Below are 15,767 nucleotides of genomic sequence, written 5' to 3'. Positions count from 1 at the left end.
AACTATTAAAATGTTAAATACCTTACTACTTATGACAAAAAAACATGCCGTAGGCTTTTCAAATTTAACATTGATTGCCTTATTCGTATTTTTTTCTTTCCAATTATCGGCTCAAAACCAGAATTCTACCTTTGAATCCAGTAGTAATTTTTGGCAAAATGTACAATTTGGAGGAGGATTAGGATTAAGTTTGGGTTCTGGTTTCACCGACATTTCGGTTGCCCCAAGTGCTATCTATAATGTGAACCAATATTTCGCCGTAGGTTTAGGCGCGCAATACACCTATGTCAAAGTGAGAAATTCATACAATTCTAATTTATATGGAGGAAGCTTAATTACCTTATTCAATCCCATTCCTGAAATTCAACTTTCGGCAGAACTGGAACAATTGAGAGTAAATGTAAAAGGAATAGGCAACAATGATTTTAGCAATGACTTTTGGAATACTGGTTTATTTTTAGGAGCTGGTTACCGCAATGGAAATGTAACTATTGGTGCTCGTTACAATGTTTTACATGATGACAACAAAAGTGCTTACAGCGATGCATTTATGCCTTTTGTACGGTTTTATTTTTGAGGAAGTTGCTAAGTTTCTGAGAAGCTAAGTTTCTAAGATTAAAAACCAACATACAATGATATTGTTCAAAGAAAAATCATGAATAAATTTGCAATTTTCAAAAAATCTAAAAAATTTTACTGGAGTATCAACAAAATATATTATTGTGTATTATTCTCAATTATAGGATTCTCTTATATCTTCGGAAAATTACTCAACCTCGTCGACCTTACTTTCCTATGGCTTGCAGTAATTGTAATGATAGCCGGAATTTTCTTAAAACTCAAAAGTCTTACTGAAATAGAGCCACTCAGAGGAATTCTAGAAGGAGAATTAGTTTTTGAAAAAGAATTTATAATTATAGATAACAAACAATATTCATTATACGAAATCAATTCCATTAAGATTTCAAACGATGATTACATTGGAAAACTGATTAATTACACTAGAGGAAATGTCGGCCCAGCTCTCTCAAACGGAACCAACAATTATTTAGTTATTTTTCTCAAATCAAAAGCTCCTATTAAGATCTTTTTCGAACTAATAAATTCTAATGATTTTCAAAAAACAAAACCTATTCTAATTGAATATTACATAAAAAAGAAGATAGATTTTGAAGAACTAAAATATGTTTTAGGAGAAAAAAGTCGTTCTGATATTCAAGAACTAAAAGAAGAAATAAAAAAAACACAAGATTCAAAAACAAATCTTACCACCTCAGTATCTTAGCTTCTCAGCAACTTATTTAAAATTATTCCTAAACCACACTTTTTGCCATTCTCTTTTTAGAATTAAAAAAGCAACTTGTTCTGCTAAAATAACCAAATCCGATCCATCTAGTTTCTTGATTTCCTCTTCGGAAACATCGATAACATAAAGCAGATTCAAATATTCAGCAAATTTATACTGAATCAATCGATAGACTTTCTCGTGCAATTGGATTTTTAATTCATCAGGAGAAATACTCATTGGAAAATCAATGCCCTCATTTGCCAAATTAAAATCCTTATTGATTTGCTCAATTAATTTAAGATACAAGTTTTCACTTTCGGCCTCAGAAAGCAATAAATCGGTTGATGTTGGCGTGATGAAATTCATTTAAGAAGGTATTATTTGTTTTAATTTTTTATTTTGCCAAAGCGCTACAATTTTCACCAAAAGAACATCTCCTCCAGCATAGTAAAAAACAGCTCCCATAGGCGGATTAACCGTTGGAATTGATCCAAAAATTTTCGGAATCCATTTCCAACACTGGAAATATGTCCCTGCTAATTCAATAAATATAACGCACAGTGCTATAAAATAATACAAGTTCTCCCATTTTTTCTTTTTTAATAGCAGGAAGAAAAGAACTCCAGAAATCAACGAAAAAATGTCATTCAAAAAAATACCGACAGACAAAAAGAGTAGTGAAAAACCAATAGCAAAATATTTTTTTAGGATTCTATCATTTTGAAGCGCCCATTCAGTATTTGCAAAAACATAGCCCGAAGCATAAACAATGGCGTGACCAAAAGGAACATAAAATGGAATAACCGCCGTCCTATAATGATACATTCCTAGTAGATTGCAAAAAATCAATTCTCCTATATAAGATAGAAAAACCATTACAAACATTAATTTTCTGAGGTAAGAATTAGCAAACCAAAAGAAAAAAGAGAAATAAGTTATTGCTAAAAAATTGGTGATTTGTCTTCCGTCAAAATAAGTTATTGCGAAATAAACACTATCTATTCCTAAAGCCAAAAGAGTAAAAAAAGGAAAGCCAATAGCAAAAAACAGCGGTATATTTGTGTTCTGCTTTTTGTCTTTAAAGAATATAGCATCCATAATAAGCTCTTTTATGCACCAGAAATTAAACTTTTCTTCCCATTAAATTCTCTCCAAAAGAGCGAAGAATTTGTTTCTTTTTATCGCCAATACTCATTTTTTCTAAAGTTTCAAAAGCCTTAAAAGTGTATTCTTCAATTGCTTTTTGTATAGCAGTAGCAGAGCCAGAATTGATGAAAATTTCTTTTACATCAGTAATTTTAGCTGAGTTATCTTCCAATTGAGTCGAAAACAAATCGGTTAATTTTTGTTTATCTGATTCACTGGCAAACTCAATTGCTTTTAAGTACAAATACGTTTTTTTATTCTCTATAATGTCTCCGCCTAATTGTTTTCCAAAAGTTTTTGGATCACCAAAAGCATCTAAATAATCGTCTTGCAGTTGAAATGCTAATCCTAAATTTAAGCCAAAATCATAGATCAAGTTTCCATTTTTTTTAGGAGTTTCGGCAATAATTGCACCCATTTTCATAGCTGCTGCAACCAAAACTGCCGTTTTGTATTCAATCATTTTCATGTATTCCGGAATGGTCACATCCTGACGAACTTCAAAATCCACATCCATTTGCTGACCTTCACAAACCTGTAAAGCTGTCCTACTAAACAACTTGGCTAATTTTCTAAAAATAACAGGTTTGTAATATTCGAAATGTTGGTATGCTAAAATCAGCATTGCATCACCAGATAAGATAGCCGTATTCGTGTCCCATTTTTCATGCACGGTAACACTTCCTCTTCGTAAAGGCGCGTCATCCATAATATCATCATGAACTAAAGAAAAATTATGAAAGACCTCTACAGCTAATGCTGCCGACAAAGCTTTCTTATAGGAAGTACCAAAAATCTCAGCACTCATTAGTGTTAAAACAGGACGAATTCTCTTTCCTCCAAGATCTAATATATAATGTATAGGTTCGTATAAATTTCTTGGTTCTTTAACTTCTAATTTCGACTCCAGGTATTCGGCTAAAAACTCTTGGTACTGACTTACGGCGTGCATAAAAATAATTTTCGGGCTAATTTACAGCATTCACACTGGATTACAAACTTCGTTTATCAATGAAATGTTAAATTATTAAAAAAAACAACGGAAACTATTTTGGTGTTTAAAGTTTCCGTTCTATATTTGCACCAGAATTTAACAATTAAATTCGGAGGCGCTTAAAATAAAGCCTTTCAAACAAAAACAGATTGGTCGTTACAAATACTAAAAGAATTATGAAAACAAAATGGAGCGTTAATTCAAACCAATCTGATGTTTTAATCAGAATGAGACATTCAATAATTGCTTATTTAGGAGGGAATTTCAATAGTTTTCAAGGATATGCTCATTTTAACAACAATGAAATTGAAGATGCAACCATCGCATTTTCATTAGACGTTAAAAACAGAGAATCAAAACTAGAACAGTTTAGCAACTATTTAAAACTGAATGATTTTTTTGATGTCAACCAATATCCTACAATCAGTTTCAAATCGACTTCTTTTCAAAAAATCAACAAAAACATCAATTTTCTGAAAGGAGATTTAACCATCAAAAACATCACTAAAACTGTAGAACTGGATGTAGAATTGATAGAAACAGATTATTTAGATGGCGAGAAAAAAGTATCTTTTGAACTCACAGCCGATATTAATAGAAACGATTTTGGACTTGCATCAAATTCTTATAACACTAACAACGGATTATCAACAGGACAAGACATAAAACTGGTGGCTAATGTGGAATTTAGCATTTAATCATTGGAAATTATAATAACAGAATTAAAAATAAAATGAAAGAGAAGATTATATCTAAAGCAGGCGAAATGTTTTTAAAACTAGGTTTTAAAAGTATCACTATGGATGACATAGCGGGCGAAATGTGCATCTCTAAAAAAACTATTTACAAATATTTTTGCAACAAAGAGATACTAATTGAAGAGAGTGTACATTTAATTCACACAAAAGTTCATGAACTTATAAATGATGCAATTTCAAAAAACTACAATGCAATTGAAGAAAATTTTGAAATTAGACGCATGTTTGGTGAGATGTTTAAATCTTCAGATACTTCACCTATATTTCAATTAAAAAAACATTATCCTGAAATTTATCGAAATGCTTTAAAGTTTCAAATTGAAGAATGTGAATTTTGTTTCAGACAAAACATTGAAAAAGGAATTGCTCAAAATTTGTATCGAAAAGACCTGAATGTTGAAGCCTATGTAAAGTTTTATTACTATTTAATTTTCAACATTAACGAGAACACACAATCAGAAAGAGAAGCCTATCAATTAGAACTTGAAGCCTTAGAATATCATACCAGAGCCATGGCTACGCCTGAGGGGGTTATTGAATTAGAGAAAAATTTACTTAATATAACTAAATAATGAAGCAATTACTAATACTAACTATTCTATCATTTGTAACGATTACAAATGCACAAGAAAAAACAACGCTGACACTCAAGGATGCCATAAAATATGCATTAGAGAACAAAGCCGAAGCTAAAAAAGCACTATTACAAATTGAAAACAGCGAATACCAAATTCAGGAAGTTCGCTCAAGAGCTTTACCACAAATTTCTGCAAATGGAAATTTGACTTACAATCCTATTTTACAACTAAATGCTTTACCAGGAGATTTTTTTGGTGCTCCTGGAACTACACTTTTAGCGCCGTTAGGACAAAAATGGACTTCTACGGCTGGAGTTTCTTTAACACAAGCTTTGTTTGACCAATCGGTTTTTACGGGCTTGAAAGCAGCAAGAACGACACGCGAGTTTTACCAAATTAACAATCAATTAACTGAGGAACAAGTTATTGAAAGAGTAGCCAACAATTACTACCAAGTTTATGTTTTACGTCAAAAATTAGCATTAGCCGAAAGTAATTTAAAAACAACTACTAAGGTTCGTGATATTGTTAAAGGTCAATTTGACAACGGATTAGCTAAAAAAATTGACTTAGATAGAATGACTGTAAATCTATCGAACATCAATACCCAAAGACAACAAGTTATCAATTCAGTACAATTACAAGAAAATGCTTTGAAATTTTACATGGGAATGTCTATTGATGCTGAAATCAATATTCCAGCATCGGAATTTGAAGTTACACCAGCTGCTTTTTCAGAAACTCCAAATGTGGCTAACAGAACGGAATACTTAATCTTGAAAAAACAAGAAGAATTATTGGTATTGCAAAAAAAATCAGTAATTGCGGGTTACTATCCTACACTTTCTCTTTCTGCAAATTACAACTATATTGGTCAGGGACCACAAATGCCTTGGTTTGCAAAACCTTCAGATGGGGTTTACTGGTCTGATTTCTCCAGTATAGGATTAAATTTAAGAGTACCTCTTTTTACGGGTTTTGGAACCAGAGCTAAAGTAAGACAAGCTGATGTGGAACTAAGAACAATTCAAGAAGATATTAAAGACACACAATTATCATTAGATTTAGATTATAAAAATGCTAAAACTCAAATTGATAACAGCATCATTACGCTAGAAAATCAAAAAGAGAACATGAGATTAGCTGATGAAATCCTTAAAAATATCAACAATAATTATTTACAAGGTTTAGCATCATTAACTGACTTACTGGATGCTGAAAATGCTTCGACAGAAGCACAAAACAACTACACTGCTGCCATTTTAGATTACAAACTAGCAGAAATTAAACTAATAAAATCAAAAGGAGAACTAAGAACATTATTAAATAACTAAGATGAAAAAAAACATAACTATCGGAATTGTAATTATTGCTGCTCTAGCTTTAATAGGATATATTTTAACGAAGAACAAGGAAGAAAACGAAGCAAAAATTGCTATTGTTGCTGAAAAAAATGCTAGTATTTCTGTAAAAGTGGCTACCGTAAAAACAGAAGAAGTTAATTTAGATTTTGTTGCCAATGGAAACTTCGAGCCAAAACAAGAATTAACATTTTCTGCTGAAAAATCAGGAAAAATAGTTAAAGTATTAGCTAAAGAAGGAGACCGCGTATCAGTGGGACAAACTTTAGCAATCATGAGAGGAGATGCTATCAATGTTAGCGCACAAGCTACTGAAGCTGCTTACCAAAATGCAAAATCAGATTACAGCCGTTTTGACAACGCTTACAAAACAGGTGGTGTAACAAAACAACAATTAGATCAGGCAAAAGTAGCCTTGATTAATGCTGAAGCAAATTACAAACAAGCAAAAATCAACATTGGTGATACTAGAATTAAAGCTCCAATAAGCGGAATTATCAATAAAAAATTCATCGAGCCAGGATCTATGTTATCAGCAATGCCTGCTACTGAATTATTCGAAATTGTAAATGTTAACAAACTAAAATTGAATGTTACTGTAAACGAATCTCAAGTAGCAAGTTTAAAAGTGGGCAACACTATTAGTATTACTACAAGTGTATATCCAAACAAGGAATTTGCAGGTAAAATTACTTTTATTGCTGCTAAAGCAGATAACAGTTTGAATTTTCCAGTGGAAATCGAAATTTCAAACAATGCTAACAATGACCTAAAAGCAGGTATGTACGGAACTGCTGTATTTAAAGCATCGCAACAAAAACAAACTTTAACTGTAGTCCCTAGAAATGCATTTGTAGGTAGTGTAAGCAGCAATCAGGTTTTTGTGGTTGAAAATGGAATTGCAAAACTAAAAACAGTTACTGCAGGAAGAATTTTAGGTGATAAAGTTGAAATTTTAAACGGTTTATCTGATGGTGAAACAGTTATTACAACTGGTCAAATTAACTTGCAAAACGGAAATTCGGTAGAAGTTATTAAGTAAAAGTAATTAGTACAGAGTCTTAGTCCTTAGAATTAGTTAAACTAAATAGCCTACAATGGACTAAGGACTAAAAAACTAAGGACTTAATAAAATTAAAAGAAACATATGAAATTAGCAGAAATATCCATAAAACGTCCGTCGTTAGTTATCGTTCTGTTTACGATACTAATCCTTGGAGGAATATTCAGTTACAGCCAACTGGGCTATGAATTGATTCCGAAATTTGAGACCAATGTAATCACGGTTTCTACGGTTTATCCGGGAGCTTCTCCAAGTGAGATTGAAAACACCGTTACTAAAAAGATTGAAGATGCGATTGCATCCTTAGAAAACATCAAAAAGATAGATTCTAAATCTTATGAAAGTCTTTCGATTGTATCGATAACATTGACATCTGAAGCAAATGCTGACAATTCGATGAATGATGCGCAACGAAAAATCAATGCCATTCTAAGTGACTTACCTGATGATGCCGATCCGCCTTCATTAACAAAATTCTCTTTGAGTGATTTACCAATTATGACTATTGGAGCCAATGGCAAAATGGATGAAGCTGCTTTTTATGACTTAATTGACAAAAAGATTGCTCCTGTTTTATCTCGTGTACAAGGTGTCGCTCAGGTAAACATCATTGGTGGTCAGGAACGTGAAATTCAGGTAAATATTGATGCTACAAAACTTCAGGGTTATGGGCTGTCAGTACCACAGGTACAACAAATTATTTTAGCTTCTAACTTGGATTTCCCTACTGGAAATATCCAAACCCGTGAACAAAAAATATTAATTCGTTTAGCAGGTAAATACAAAAATGTTAACGAATTAAGAAACTTAGTAATCTCTTCTCAAAACGGAATTCAAGTTCGTTTACAAGATATTGCCGATGTACAAGATACTCAAAAAATTGCTGAAAAAGTAGCTCGTGTTAATCAAAAAAGCGCCATTATATTACAAATTATAAAACAATCGGATGCTAATGCAGTTGCGGTAAGTGAACAATTAGTACAAACGATTGCGACTTTAGAAAAAGATTATAAGGTAAATGAACTAAAATTAGCCATTGCAAAAGACAGTACTATTTTTACGCTTGAAGCGGCTGACTCTGTATTACATGATTTATTAATTGCGGTAATTCTGGTTGCTCTTGTAATGTTATTTTTCCTTCACAGTATTAGAAACTCATTGATTGTAATGGTTTCTATTCCTGCATCGTTAATTGCTACTTTTATTGGTATTTACTTATTAGGATACACCTTAAACTTAATGAGTTTACTAGGATTATCACTTGTTGTAGGTATTCTTGTGGATGATGCGATTGTGGTACTGGAGAATATTTACAGGCACATGGAAATGGGGAAAAGCCGTATTCGTGCCTCTTATGATGGAACAGCCGAAATTGGTGGAACCGTAACTTCGATCACCTTAGTAATTGTGGTGGTATTTTTACCAATTGCAATGAGTTCTGGATTAGTATCTAATATTATTACACAGTTTTGTATGACGGTAGTAATTTCTACTTTGCTATCCCTTTTAACTTCATTTACTATTATTCCTTGGTTGTCTTCTCGTTTTGGAAAATTAGAACATATTGAAGGGAAAAATCTTTTTGGAAGAATTATTCTTGCTTTCGAAAAACAATTAACTCGTTTTACAAACTGGGTTACTGAAATCTTACAATGGTGTTTGGATCATTACATTAAGACCATTTTAGTCGTATTAGTATTGTTTTTTACTTCTACAATTGGATTAATAGGTGGTGGATTTATTGGAGGGGAATTTTTTGCTGCATCAGATAGTGGAGAATTTTTAGTTCAAATCGAATTACCAAAAGATGCTTCATTGGAACAAACTAACTTTATGACTCAAAAAGCAGAAGCTTATTTGAAATCACAGGAATATGTTTTTAGCCAAATTACAACTGTAGGTCAAACTTCTGAAGGTATGGGTGCTTCCCAGGCAACTTCTTACAAAGCGGAGATCAATGTAAAAATGATTGAACAATCAGAACGTACTGATGATGCTTCTGTTTTTGCTGCAAAAATGAAACGCCAGTTGGAAAAAGTATTGGTTGGTGCCAAAGTAAAAACGGTTCCTGTAGGTATTTTGGGTACTGCTGAAGATGCAACTTTAGGATTGATTGTTACTGGTCCAAATGTGGAAAGTGCGATGAAATTTGCCAAATTAGCAGAAGCTGAATTGCGTACTATTCCTGGAACAACTGAGATTAAATTAACTGTTGAAGATGGAAATCCTGAGATTAACGTTCAGGTAGACCGTGATAAAATGTCGGCACTTGGATTGACATTACAAACAGTTGGTATGACCATGCAAACAGCATACAGCGGAAATACAGATGGTAAGTTTAGAGCTGGTGAATATGAATATGATATCAACATTAAGTACAATGCTTTCGACAGAAAAAACATCACTGATGTAAGTAATTTAATTTTTATTAACGATCAAGGTCAACAAATAAAGTTATCTCAATTTGCTAGTATCACTGAAGGTTCTGGTCCAAGTAAATTAGAGCGTAGAGACAAAACGGCTTCGGTTACAGTTCAGGGTCAAAACATTGGAGTACCAGCTGGAACAATTGTAACACAATGGCAGGAAAAACTGGATAAATTAGAAAAACCAACTGGTGTAAGCTACATTTGGGGTGGTGATCAGGAAAACCAATCGGAAGGTTTTGGTACACTTGGAATTGCGTTATTAGCCGCTATTATCTTAGTTTACTTAGTAATGGTAGGTTTATATGACAGTTTTGCTCACCCATTTGTAGTATTATTTGCTATTCCGCTTTCGTTCATTGGAGCGATGCTAGCCTTAGCTTTAACAAACAACTCATTAAACATCTTTACCATTTTAGGTATCATCATGTTGATTGGATTAGTTTGTAAAAACGCGATTATGTTGGTCGATTATACCAACCAACGAAGAGCGGCAGGTGAATCTATTAGAACGGCATTAATTCAAGCCAATCACGCTCGTTTGCGTCCAATTTTGATGACAACAATTGCGATGGTTTTTGGTATGTTCCCTATTGCATTGGCTTCTGGAGCTGGAGCAGAATGGAAAAATGGTTTAGCCTGGGTAATTATTGGTGGATTAATCTCCTCTCTATTCTTAACCCTGATTATTGTTCCAGTAATTTATGAAATCATGGAAAAATTAATTCGTAAGTTCTCAAAAGGAGAAAAAGTCGATTACGAAGCTGAAATGGTTGCCGATTATGATCATACAGAATTAAGCGAAGACGGTTTTAACCCGAAACACACAGTTTAATTTTCAAAACTTCAATAATTAAAGAAGCCTGCACAATTTAATGTGCAGGCTTTCTTGTTTAAAAATTAACTACTTAAACACTATTCTTAAATTTTAATAAAATTTCAAATTATTTTGTTTTTCTTATTTAGAATAAATTAAAATTGTTTGGTTTATAACGTTTCGGTATTTACTTTTGCGCTATCAAAAACAATTCTAAATAAAATGAAAACGAAATTTGCACTGGTTATTTTAACTTCATTATTTATTCTATTATTTTCCAATAGAACTTGGGCTCAAGAAAAAGGAACAATTACAGGACAAATAACCTTAAATAACGACCAATCTCCCGAAAACATTTCTGTAATCCTAAAAGGCACCCGATTAGGAACTGTAACTGATGAGAACGGAAATTATAAAATTAAAAATGTTAAGCCTGGAAGTTACACTTTAAAAATCTCAGCTATTGGATATATTACAAAAGAGCTTAAGATTAATTTAGCAGAGGGGCAGGAATTAACACAAAATGCTAAAATTAATTACAACTCAGAAGAACTGACTGAAGTAACCGTTAATGGAAGCAAAAAAAATCATTTTGCCAGAAAAGAAAATCCACAAGTTTCAAGATTACCCCTTAAAAACCTTGAAAACCCACAAGTTTATACAACCGTTACTAATGAATTATTAAAAGAACAAGTAGTAACTAACTTTGATGATGCATTAAAAAATGTTCCGGGTATAACTCCATTATGGGCTTCTACTGGTCGTGGTGGTGATGGAGCAAGTTATTATTCACTTAGAGGTTTTCCTGTACAAGCCACTATTGTAAATGGATTACCTGGACTAACAAACGGAAGTTTAGATCCAGCAAATATCGATAGAATTGAAGTAATCAAAGGACCATCAGGAACTTTATTTGGCAGCAGCTTAATATCTTATGGAGGATTAATCAATACTACTACAAAAAGACCTTATAAAGGATTCGGTGGTGAAGTAAATTATACCGTAGGTAGCTATGGATTACATCGTGCAACCGTAGATATAAACACTCCTTTGAATGAACAAAAAAGTTTAAATTTCAGAGTCAACTCAGCTTATAGCAAACGAGAAAGTTTTCAAGATGCTGGATTTAGAGAATCATTCTTTATTGCTCCTTCCCTATCTTATGAAGTAAACGATAGATTATCATTCTTAGTAAACACAGAGTTCATGAGCAACGAATCTACAAACCCAACCATGTTGTTTTTAGATCGGGCTGCTCCATTAAGAGTTCATAATATTGATGAATTAAACTATGATAACAATCGTTCGTATACAAGTAACGAATTAACCATAAAAACACCTTCTTATAACATTCAGACTCAAATGAATTATAAGCTTTCTGACCAATGGACTTCACAAACTGTATTCTCTAACAGTTCAGCAAAATCAAAAGGGAATTATGCTTACTTGTATGAAGGAACACAGTTTTTCCCTTCCATTACTGAAGGAATTGTTTTAGGTCGTCAATTTAACTATCAAGATAATCAAAATAAAACAACCGATATTCAACAAAATTTCATTGGTGATTTTAAAATTGGAAATGTAAGAAACCGAATTGTGGCTGGTTTAGATTATTTTAAAAGAACAACTGCTGATTATGGTTCAGGATACTTCGGTAACGGATACATTTATATAGGTAATGACTTGCCTTCTTTCAATGCTATTTTTGGCCCTTCTAACGGGGATACTGGAGATTTGACTAAGGCTGGTTCAGATGCAATTGTTGGCGACAGCCCAAGAAACAATAACAAAACCAAGCAAGAAGTTTATAGTGCTTATGTATCTAACGTAATTAACATTCTACCTGAATTATCAGCCATGGCAAGTGTACGTGTGGATCGTTTTATGAATGCTGATAATGGTGGCTACAATCAAACTGCATTTTCACCAAAATTTGGATTGGTTTACCAACCTGTTTTGGATAAAGTTTCTCTTTTTGCAAATTACATGAACGGATTTAGTAATGTCGCTCCTTCAGAAAACGTAAGCGGTACAATAAGAACTCCGGTAGTTTTTAATCCAGAACATGCAAACCAAATTGAAGTGGGAACCAAATTAAATTTATTTTCAGATAAATTATATGCCACCTTAAGCTATTATGACATTAGAGTAACTGATAAAGCTTACAGTATTAGAACTAGTGCTACTGAAATACAAAATTTTCAGGACGGAGGACAAAAAAATAAAGGTTTCGAAGCTGAATTTGTAGCTAATCCTGTAAGTGGCTTGAACATTATTTTAGGTTACAGCTACAATGACGCAGTCTTAACAAAAGGAGATGTTGATTTTGTAGGTTTTAGATCAGAAAGCGCTGGAGCAAGAAACTTAGCTAACCTTTGGGCAAGTTATAAATTTACTCATGGCGTATTAAGAGGTTTTGGTTTAGGATTTGGAGGAAATTATGTTGGTGATAACAAAATTATGAACAGAGCTATCGCAGGAACTTTCACTATTCCTGAATACACTGAATTAAATTCATCGTTGTTTTACACTGCTGAAAAATTTACTATCACACTTAAAGTAAATAACATTACGGATGAAGAAATTTATGATGGTTGGTCAACCATTCACCCAAAAGATCCTAGAACTGTAGCTGCAAGCTTCTCTTATAGATTTTAATATAATAAAACAAAATCCGCTTACTTAATCCATTTTAAGTAAGTGGATTCTAAATATAAAAGTTATGATTTCAATTGTAAGTTTTCTTATATTCATTGGTTTTTATGCACTTTATTATACTTCTAAAAAAACCTATGTTTCGTATGATAAAGGATTTGAACAATGGATTAAAAAAAATACTAGATCCACTAAATATTTTGGTTTTTTATTGTTACTAAGTGCTTTTTTTGTTTTGTTACTAGAACAAGCCATAGGATCAGGAACTTTAATCTATTTCATATTATTAATGACCATCGGGAGCTTGATTATTATTTTAAGTCCATTAAAAATTATAAAACCATCGTTTGTTTTTATACTATTTGCAATGGCTACTTTTATTGAATGCTATAACTAATTCCTATTATGCCAGCAAATCCAAAATATTTAACACAATCCAAATGGCAACGTTTTGCCAAAATAACCGCAGCAATTTTAGGTGGTTACTTGGTTTCTATCAGTTTTCACTTGGCACTTGCCAGTTGGTTTAATAGAGCCAACATCATGATAACAATGGCTTTTAGCGGTTTTATCGTTTGGGTAGCACTTATGGTAGTAGCATTTTTAGCTAAAAATGGCTGGAAAATTTGGTTAATCTATCTTGGAATCAGCCTACTTTTTTTGGGAATACTTTATTTAGGTCAAACCTATAATCCAATAGCAAAATAAACCATGAACAATAGAAATTACAATATCTTTTTTCATACACACACCGTTAGCGGCATTGTTATTAGTGTGGTTTTGTACGTGATTTTTTTCGCAGGTTCGTTTTCTTTTTTTAAAGAAGATATTGCAAGTTGGGAAAGCGGTCAACCTACTTCGGTGACCAGTAAAATAGAATTAAATTTCGATCAGGCTTTAAAAGTACTGGACACCACTTATGATTTGCATGGTAGAAAAGTTAGTTTTTACCAGCCTCAAAATGAACATAGCGTAGGCACCTCTTTGGAAGCTTCAAAAGACAGCTTGGCTTCTAAAAAAGGGAAAGAATCACAATACCTAATTTTAAATAATTCGACTTACAAAACGACTACTTATGCTGAGTCCTATAATTTAGGTGAATTTATTTATCGTTTGCATTTCCTGGCACAAATCCCCTATCCTTATGGCTACTATTTATCTGGATTTATTGCTTTGTTTTTTCTATTTGCAATTGTAACAGGAGTTTTAGTGCATTGGAAAAAAATCATCTCTAGTTTTTATGTTTTCCGTCCAAAAGAAAAATTAAAAACCTTGTGGACTGATGCACATACTTCATTAGGAATGTTAGGTTTGCCTTTTCAATTTGTATATGCAGTTACTGGCGCTTTTTTTATGATTAAATTATTAATGGTAGCACCTAGTGTCCAACTGCTTTACCAAGGAGATCAAGACAAATTATACAAAGAATTAAAATATTCAGGAACTGATTATCCTTTTGAATATAAAGCTTTAACCAAATCATTTAGTATTAATGAAATGGTTGCTGCTACTAAAAAAAACTGGGATGATTTTAATATTACTCGTGTCGAAATTCAAAACTACGGAGACGCTAACATGCACGTTTTAGTTAAAGGAGAAATTGACTATGGCAAAAAATTCACTGGTATTGGTGAAATGGTTTATAAAGTTGCCACTGGCGAAGTCGTTTCTAAAAAAGATCCTATAACCCAAACTACTTATTTAGATAGTGTGAAAAACATTTTATACCGCATCCATTTTGGAGATTATGGCGGTTACGGGTTAAAAATCATCAGTTTTGTTTTAGGAATTTTATCTTGTTTTGTAATCATTTCTGGAGTGATGATTTGGCTTGTTGCCAGAGACAAGAAAAACATGCCTGAGAAAAAAAGACGTTTCAACGAAGCTGTAGTTCGCATTTACTTAGCCATTTGTTTGAGTATGTTTCCTGTTACTGCATTGACTTTTATTATAGCTAAAGTTTGCTATCCATTAGGACAAGATAATACGTATGCAGTGTACTTTATCAGTTGGTTACTATTGAGTATCTTTTTTATTCTAAAGAAAAACAATCGTTTTACCAATCAGTTTTGTTTGCTTTCGGGAAGTATTCTTGGTTTTTTAATTCCAATTACAAACGGAATCAAAACGGGAAATTGGTTTTGGGTTTCATACAGCAACCATCAATTTCAACCGTTTTTTGTAGATGTTTTTTGGATTATTCTGTCAGTTATAACATTATACGCAACTTTAAAATTAAAAAGTAGTAAACCAAAAAAATAAGGACATTAAAAAAGGCTTTTCCAAAAATCTGGAAAAGCCTTTTTTTTTCAATTAACAACTTTAAATTTAATCCACGTTAGCGATTGCTTGTTTTTTCCAATTTTTAACAGAAGCAACTTGGTTATTAGCATAATCTACTTCACTTAAAGTAGAATCATTCCAGAAAAACCATTTTCCTACTTTCTCTCCTTTATTGTACTCAGCAATAGCTAATTTGTTTCCTTCATTATCATAAGATGTCCATTTTCCATCTAATTTTCCGTCTTCATAAAAACCTACTTGTTGTACTTTTCCATTTTCATGAAAATAAGTAGCTTTTACTTTATTTCCCACGGCTTCTAACTGCGGTTTAGGTGTTTGTGCAAAAATCATTCCTGTGATTAATACTGCTCCGATAACTATATATTTTTTCATAATAC

15 protein-coding genes are annotated in these 15,767 nt (G+C 32.5%); 11 read left to right on the top strand and 4 right to left on the bottom strand.

What is annotated here, in order from left to right; all coding sequences use genetic code 11:
* Nucleotides 1-31: 31 nt before the first annotated feature.
* Together AAGV33_RS02730 and AAGV33_RS02725 are read left to right on the top strand one after the other, a co-directional pair.
* Nucleotides 32-577 carry a hypothetical protein gene (locus tag AAGV33_RS02730; RefSeq protein ID WP_373390394.1) on the top strand — a complete coding sequence of 182 codons (546 nt, stop codon included), beginning with the start codon at nucleotides 32-34 and terminating at the stop codon, nucleotides 575-577.
* 78 nt (nucleotides 578-655) lie between these two features.
* Nucleotides 656-1,285 carry a hypothetical protein gene (locus AAGV33_RS02725; protein ID WP_373390392.1) on the top strand — a complete coding sequence of 210 codons (630 nt, stop codon included), beginning with the start codon at nucleotides 656-658 and terminating at the stop codon, nucleotides 1,283-1,285.
* Between the two features lie 12 nt (nucleotides 1,286-1,297).
* Here AAGV33_RS02725 and AAGV33_RS02720 read toward each other — a convergent pair whose 3' ends face one another.
* Genes AAGV33_RS02720 through AAGV33_RS02710 form a run of 3 tightly spaced genes read right to left on the bottom strand, consistent with a single transcriptional unit; the run spans nucleotide 1,298 to nucleotide 3,386 of the window.
* Entirely contained in the window at nucleotides 1,298-1,654 is a 357-nt protein-coding gene (locus AAGV33_RS02720; RefSeq protein WP_373390391.1) for a hypothetical protein, read from the bottom strand.
* The gene (locus AAGV33_RS02715) at nucleotides 1,655-2,386 is read right to left on the bottom strand and encodes a hypothetical protein (protein WP_373390390.1); all 732 of its coding nucleotides are present in this window, start codon (nucleotides 2,384-2,386) and stop codon (nucleotides 1,655-1,657) included.
* 25 nt (nucleotides 2,387-2,411) lie between these two features.
* Nucleotides 2,412-3,386, bottom strand: coding sequence for a polyprenyl synthetase family protein (locus AAGV33_RS02710; protein ID WP_373390389.1), 975 nt, complete (start codon nucleotides 3,384-3,386; stop codon nucleotides 2,412-2,414).
* Between the two features lie 218 nt (nucleotides 3,387-3,604).
* Here AAGV33_RS02710 and AAGV33_RS02705 point away from each other — a divergent pair, with 218 nt between their 5' ends.
* From AAGV33_RS02705 to AAGV33_RS02665, 9 genes are all read left to right on the top strand, one after another.
* Complete coding sequence (locus AAGV33_RS02705) at nucleotides 3,605-4,126, top strand: YceI family protein (protein ID WP_373390387.1); 522 nt, start codon at nucleotides 3,605-3,607, stop codon at nucleotides 4,124-4,126.
* Between the two features lie 35 nt (nucleotides 4,127-4,161).
* Nucleotides 4,162-4,758: a TetR/AcrR family transcriptional regulator gene (locus AAGV33_RS02700; protein WP_373390385.1), complete on the top strand. Its 597-nt coding sequence runs from the start codon at nucleotides 4,162-4,164 to the stop codon at nucleotides 4,756-4,758.
* Complete coding sequence (locus AAGV33_RS02695; RefSeq protein ID WP_373390383.1) at nucleotides 4,758-6,098, top strand: TolC family protein; 1,341 nt, start codon at nucleotides 4,758-4,760, stop codon at nucleotides 6,096-6,098. Before AAGV33_RS02700 ends, AAGV33_RS02695 begins: the two co-directional genes overlap by 1 nt.
* A gap of 1 nt (nucleotide 6,099) precedes the next feature.
* Nucleotides 6,100-7,167 carry an efflux RND transporter periplasmic adaptor subunit gene (locus tag AAGV33_RS02690; protein ID WP_373390381.1) on the top strand — a complete coding sequence of 356 codons (1,068 nt, stop codon included), beginning with the start codon at nucleotides 6,100-6,102 and terminating at the stop codon, nucleotides 7,165-7,167.
* A gap of 105 nt (nucleotides 7,168-7,272) precedes the next feature.
* Entirely contained in the window at nucleotides 7,273-10,449 is a 3,177-nt protein-coding gene (locus AAGV33_RS02685) for an efflux RND transporter permease subunit (RefSeq protein ID WP_373390380.1), read from the top strand.
* Nucleotides 10,450-10,653: 204 nt separating this feature from the next.
* Nucleotides 10,654-13,089 carry a TonB-dependent siderophore receptor gene (locus tag AAGV33_RS02680; protein ID WP_373390379.1) on the top strand — a complete coding sequence of 812 codons (2,436 nt, stop codon included), beginning with the start codon at nucleotides 10,654-10,656 and terminating at the stop codon, nucleotides 13,087-13,089.
* A 64-nt stretch (nucleotides 13,090-13,153) separates the two neighbouring features.
* Nucleotides 13,154-13,483 carry a hypothetical protein gene (locus AAGV33_RS02675; protein ID WP_373390377.1) on the top strand — a complete coding sequence of 110 codons (330 nt, stop codon included), beginning with the start codon at nucleotides 13,154-13,156 and terminating at the stop codon, nucleotides 13,481-13,483.
* A gap of 8 nt (nucleotides 13,484-13,491) precedes the next feature.
* Complete coding sequence (locus AAGV33_RS02670) at nucleotides 13,492-13,794, top strand: hypothetical protein (RefSeq protein ID WP_373390376.1); 303 nt, start codon at nucleotides 13,492-13,494, stop codon at nucleotides 13,792-13,794.
* A gap of 3 nt (nucleotides 13,795-13,797) precedes the next feature.
* Nucleotides 13,798-15,348 (top strand): PepSY-associated TM helix domain-containing protein, encoded by a 1,551-nt coding sequence (locus AAGV33_RS02665; RefSeq protein ID WP_373390375.1) that lies wholly within the window; start codon nucleotides 13,798-13,800, stop codon nucleotides 15,346-15,348.
* 66 nt (nucleotides 15,349-15,414) lie between these two features.
* On the opposite strand, the gene AAGV33_RS02660 is transcribed toward AAGV33_RS02665, so the two are convergent.
* Nucleotides 15,415-15,762, bottom strand: a complete 348-nt coding sequence (locus tag AAGV33_RS02660) for a toxin-antitoxin system YwqK family antitoxin (protein WP_373390374.1) — start codon at nucleotides 15,760-15,762, stop codon at nucleotides 15,415-15,417.
* Nucleotides 15,763-15,767: the final 5 nt, after the last annotated feature.

The sequence above is a fragment of the Flavobacterium magnesitis genome (assembly GCF_041729735.1).
Classification (GTDB): Bacteria; Bacteroidota; Bacteroidia; order Flavobacteriales; family Flavobacteriaceae; genus Flavobacterium; species Flavobacterium magnesitis.
The sequence above is the reverse complement of the archived record's forward strand: the minus strand, read 5'-3'. Positions and strand labels throughout refer to the sequence as shown.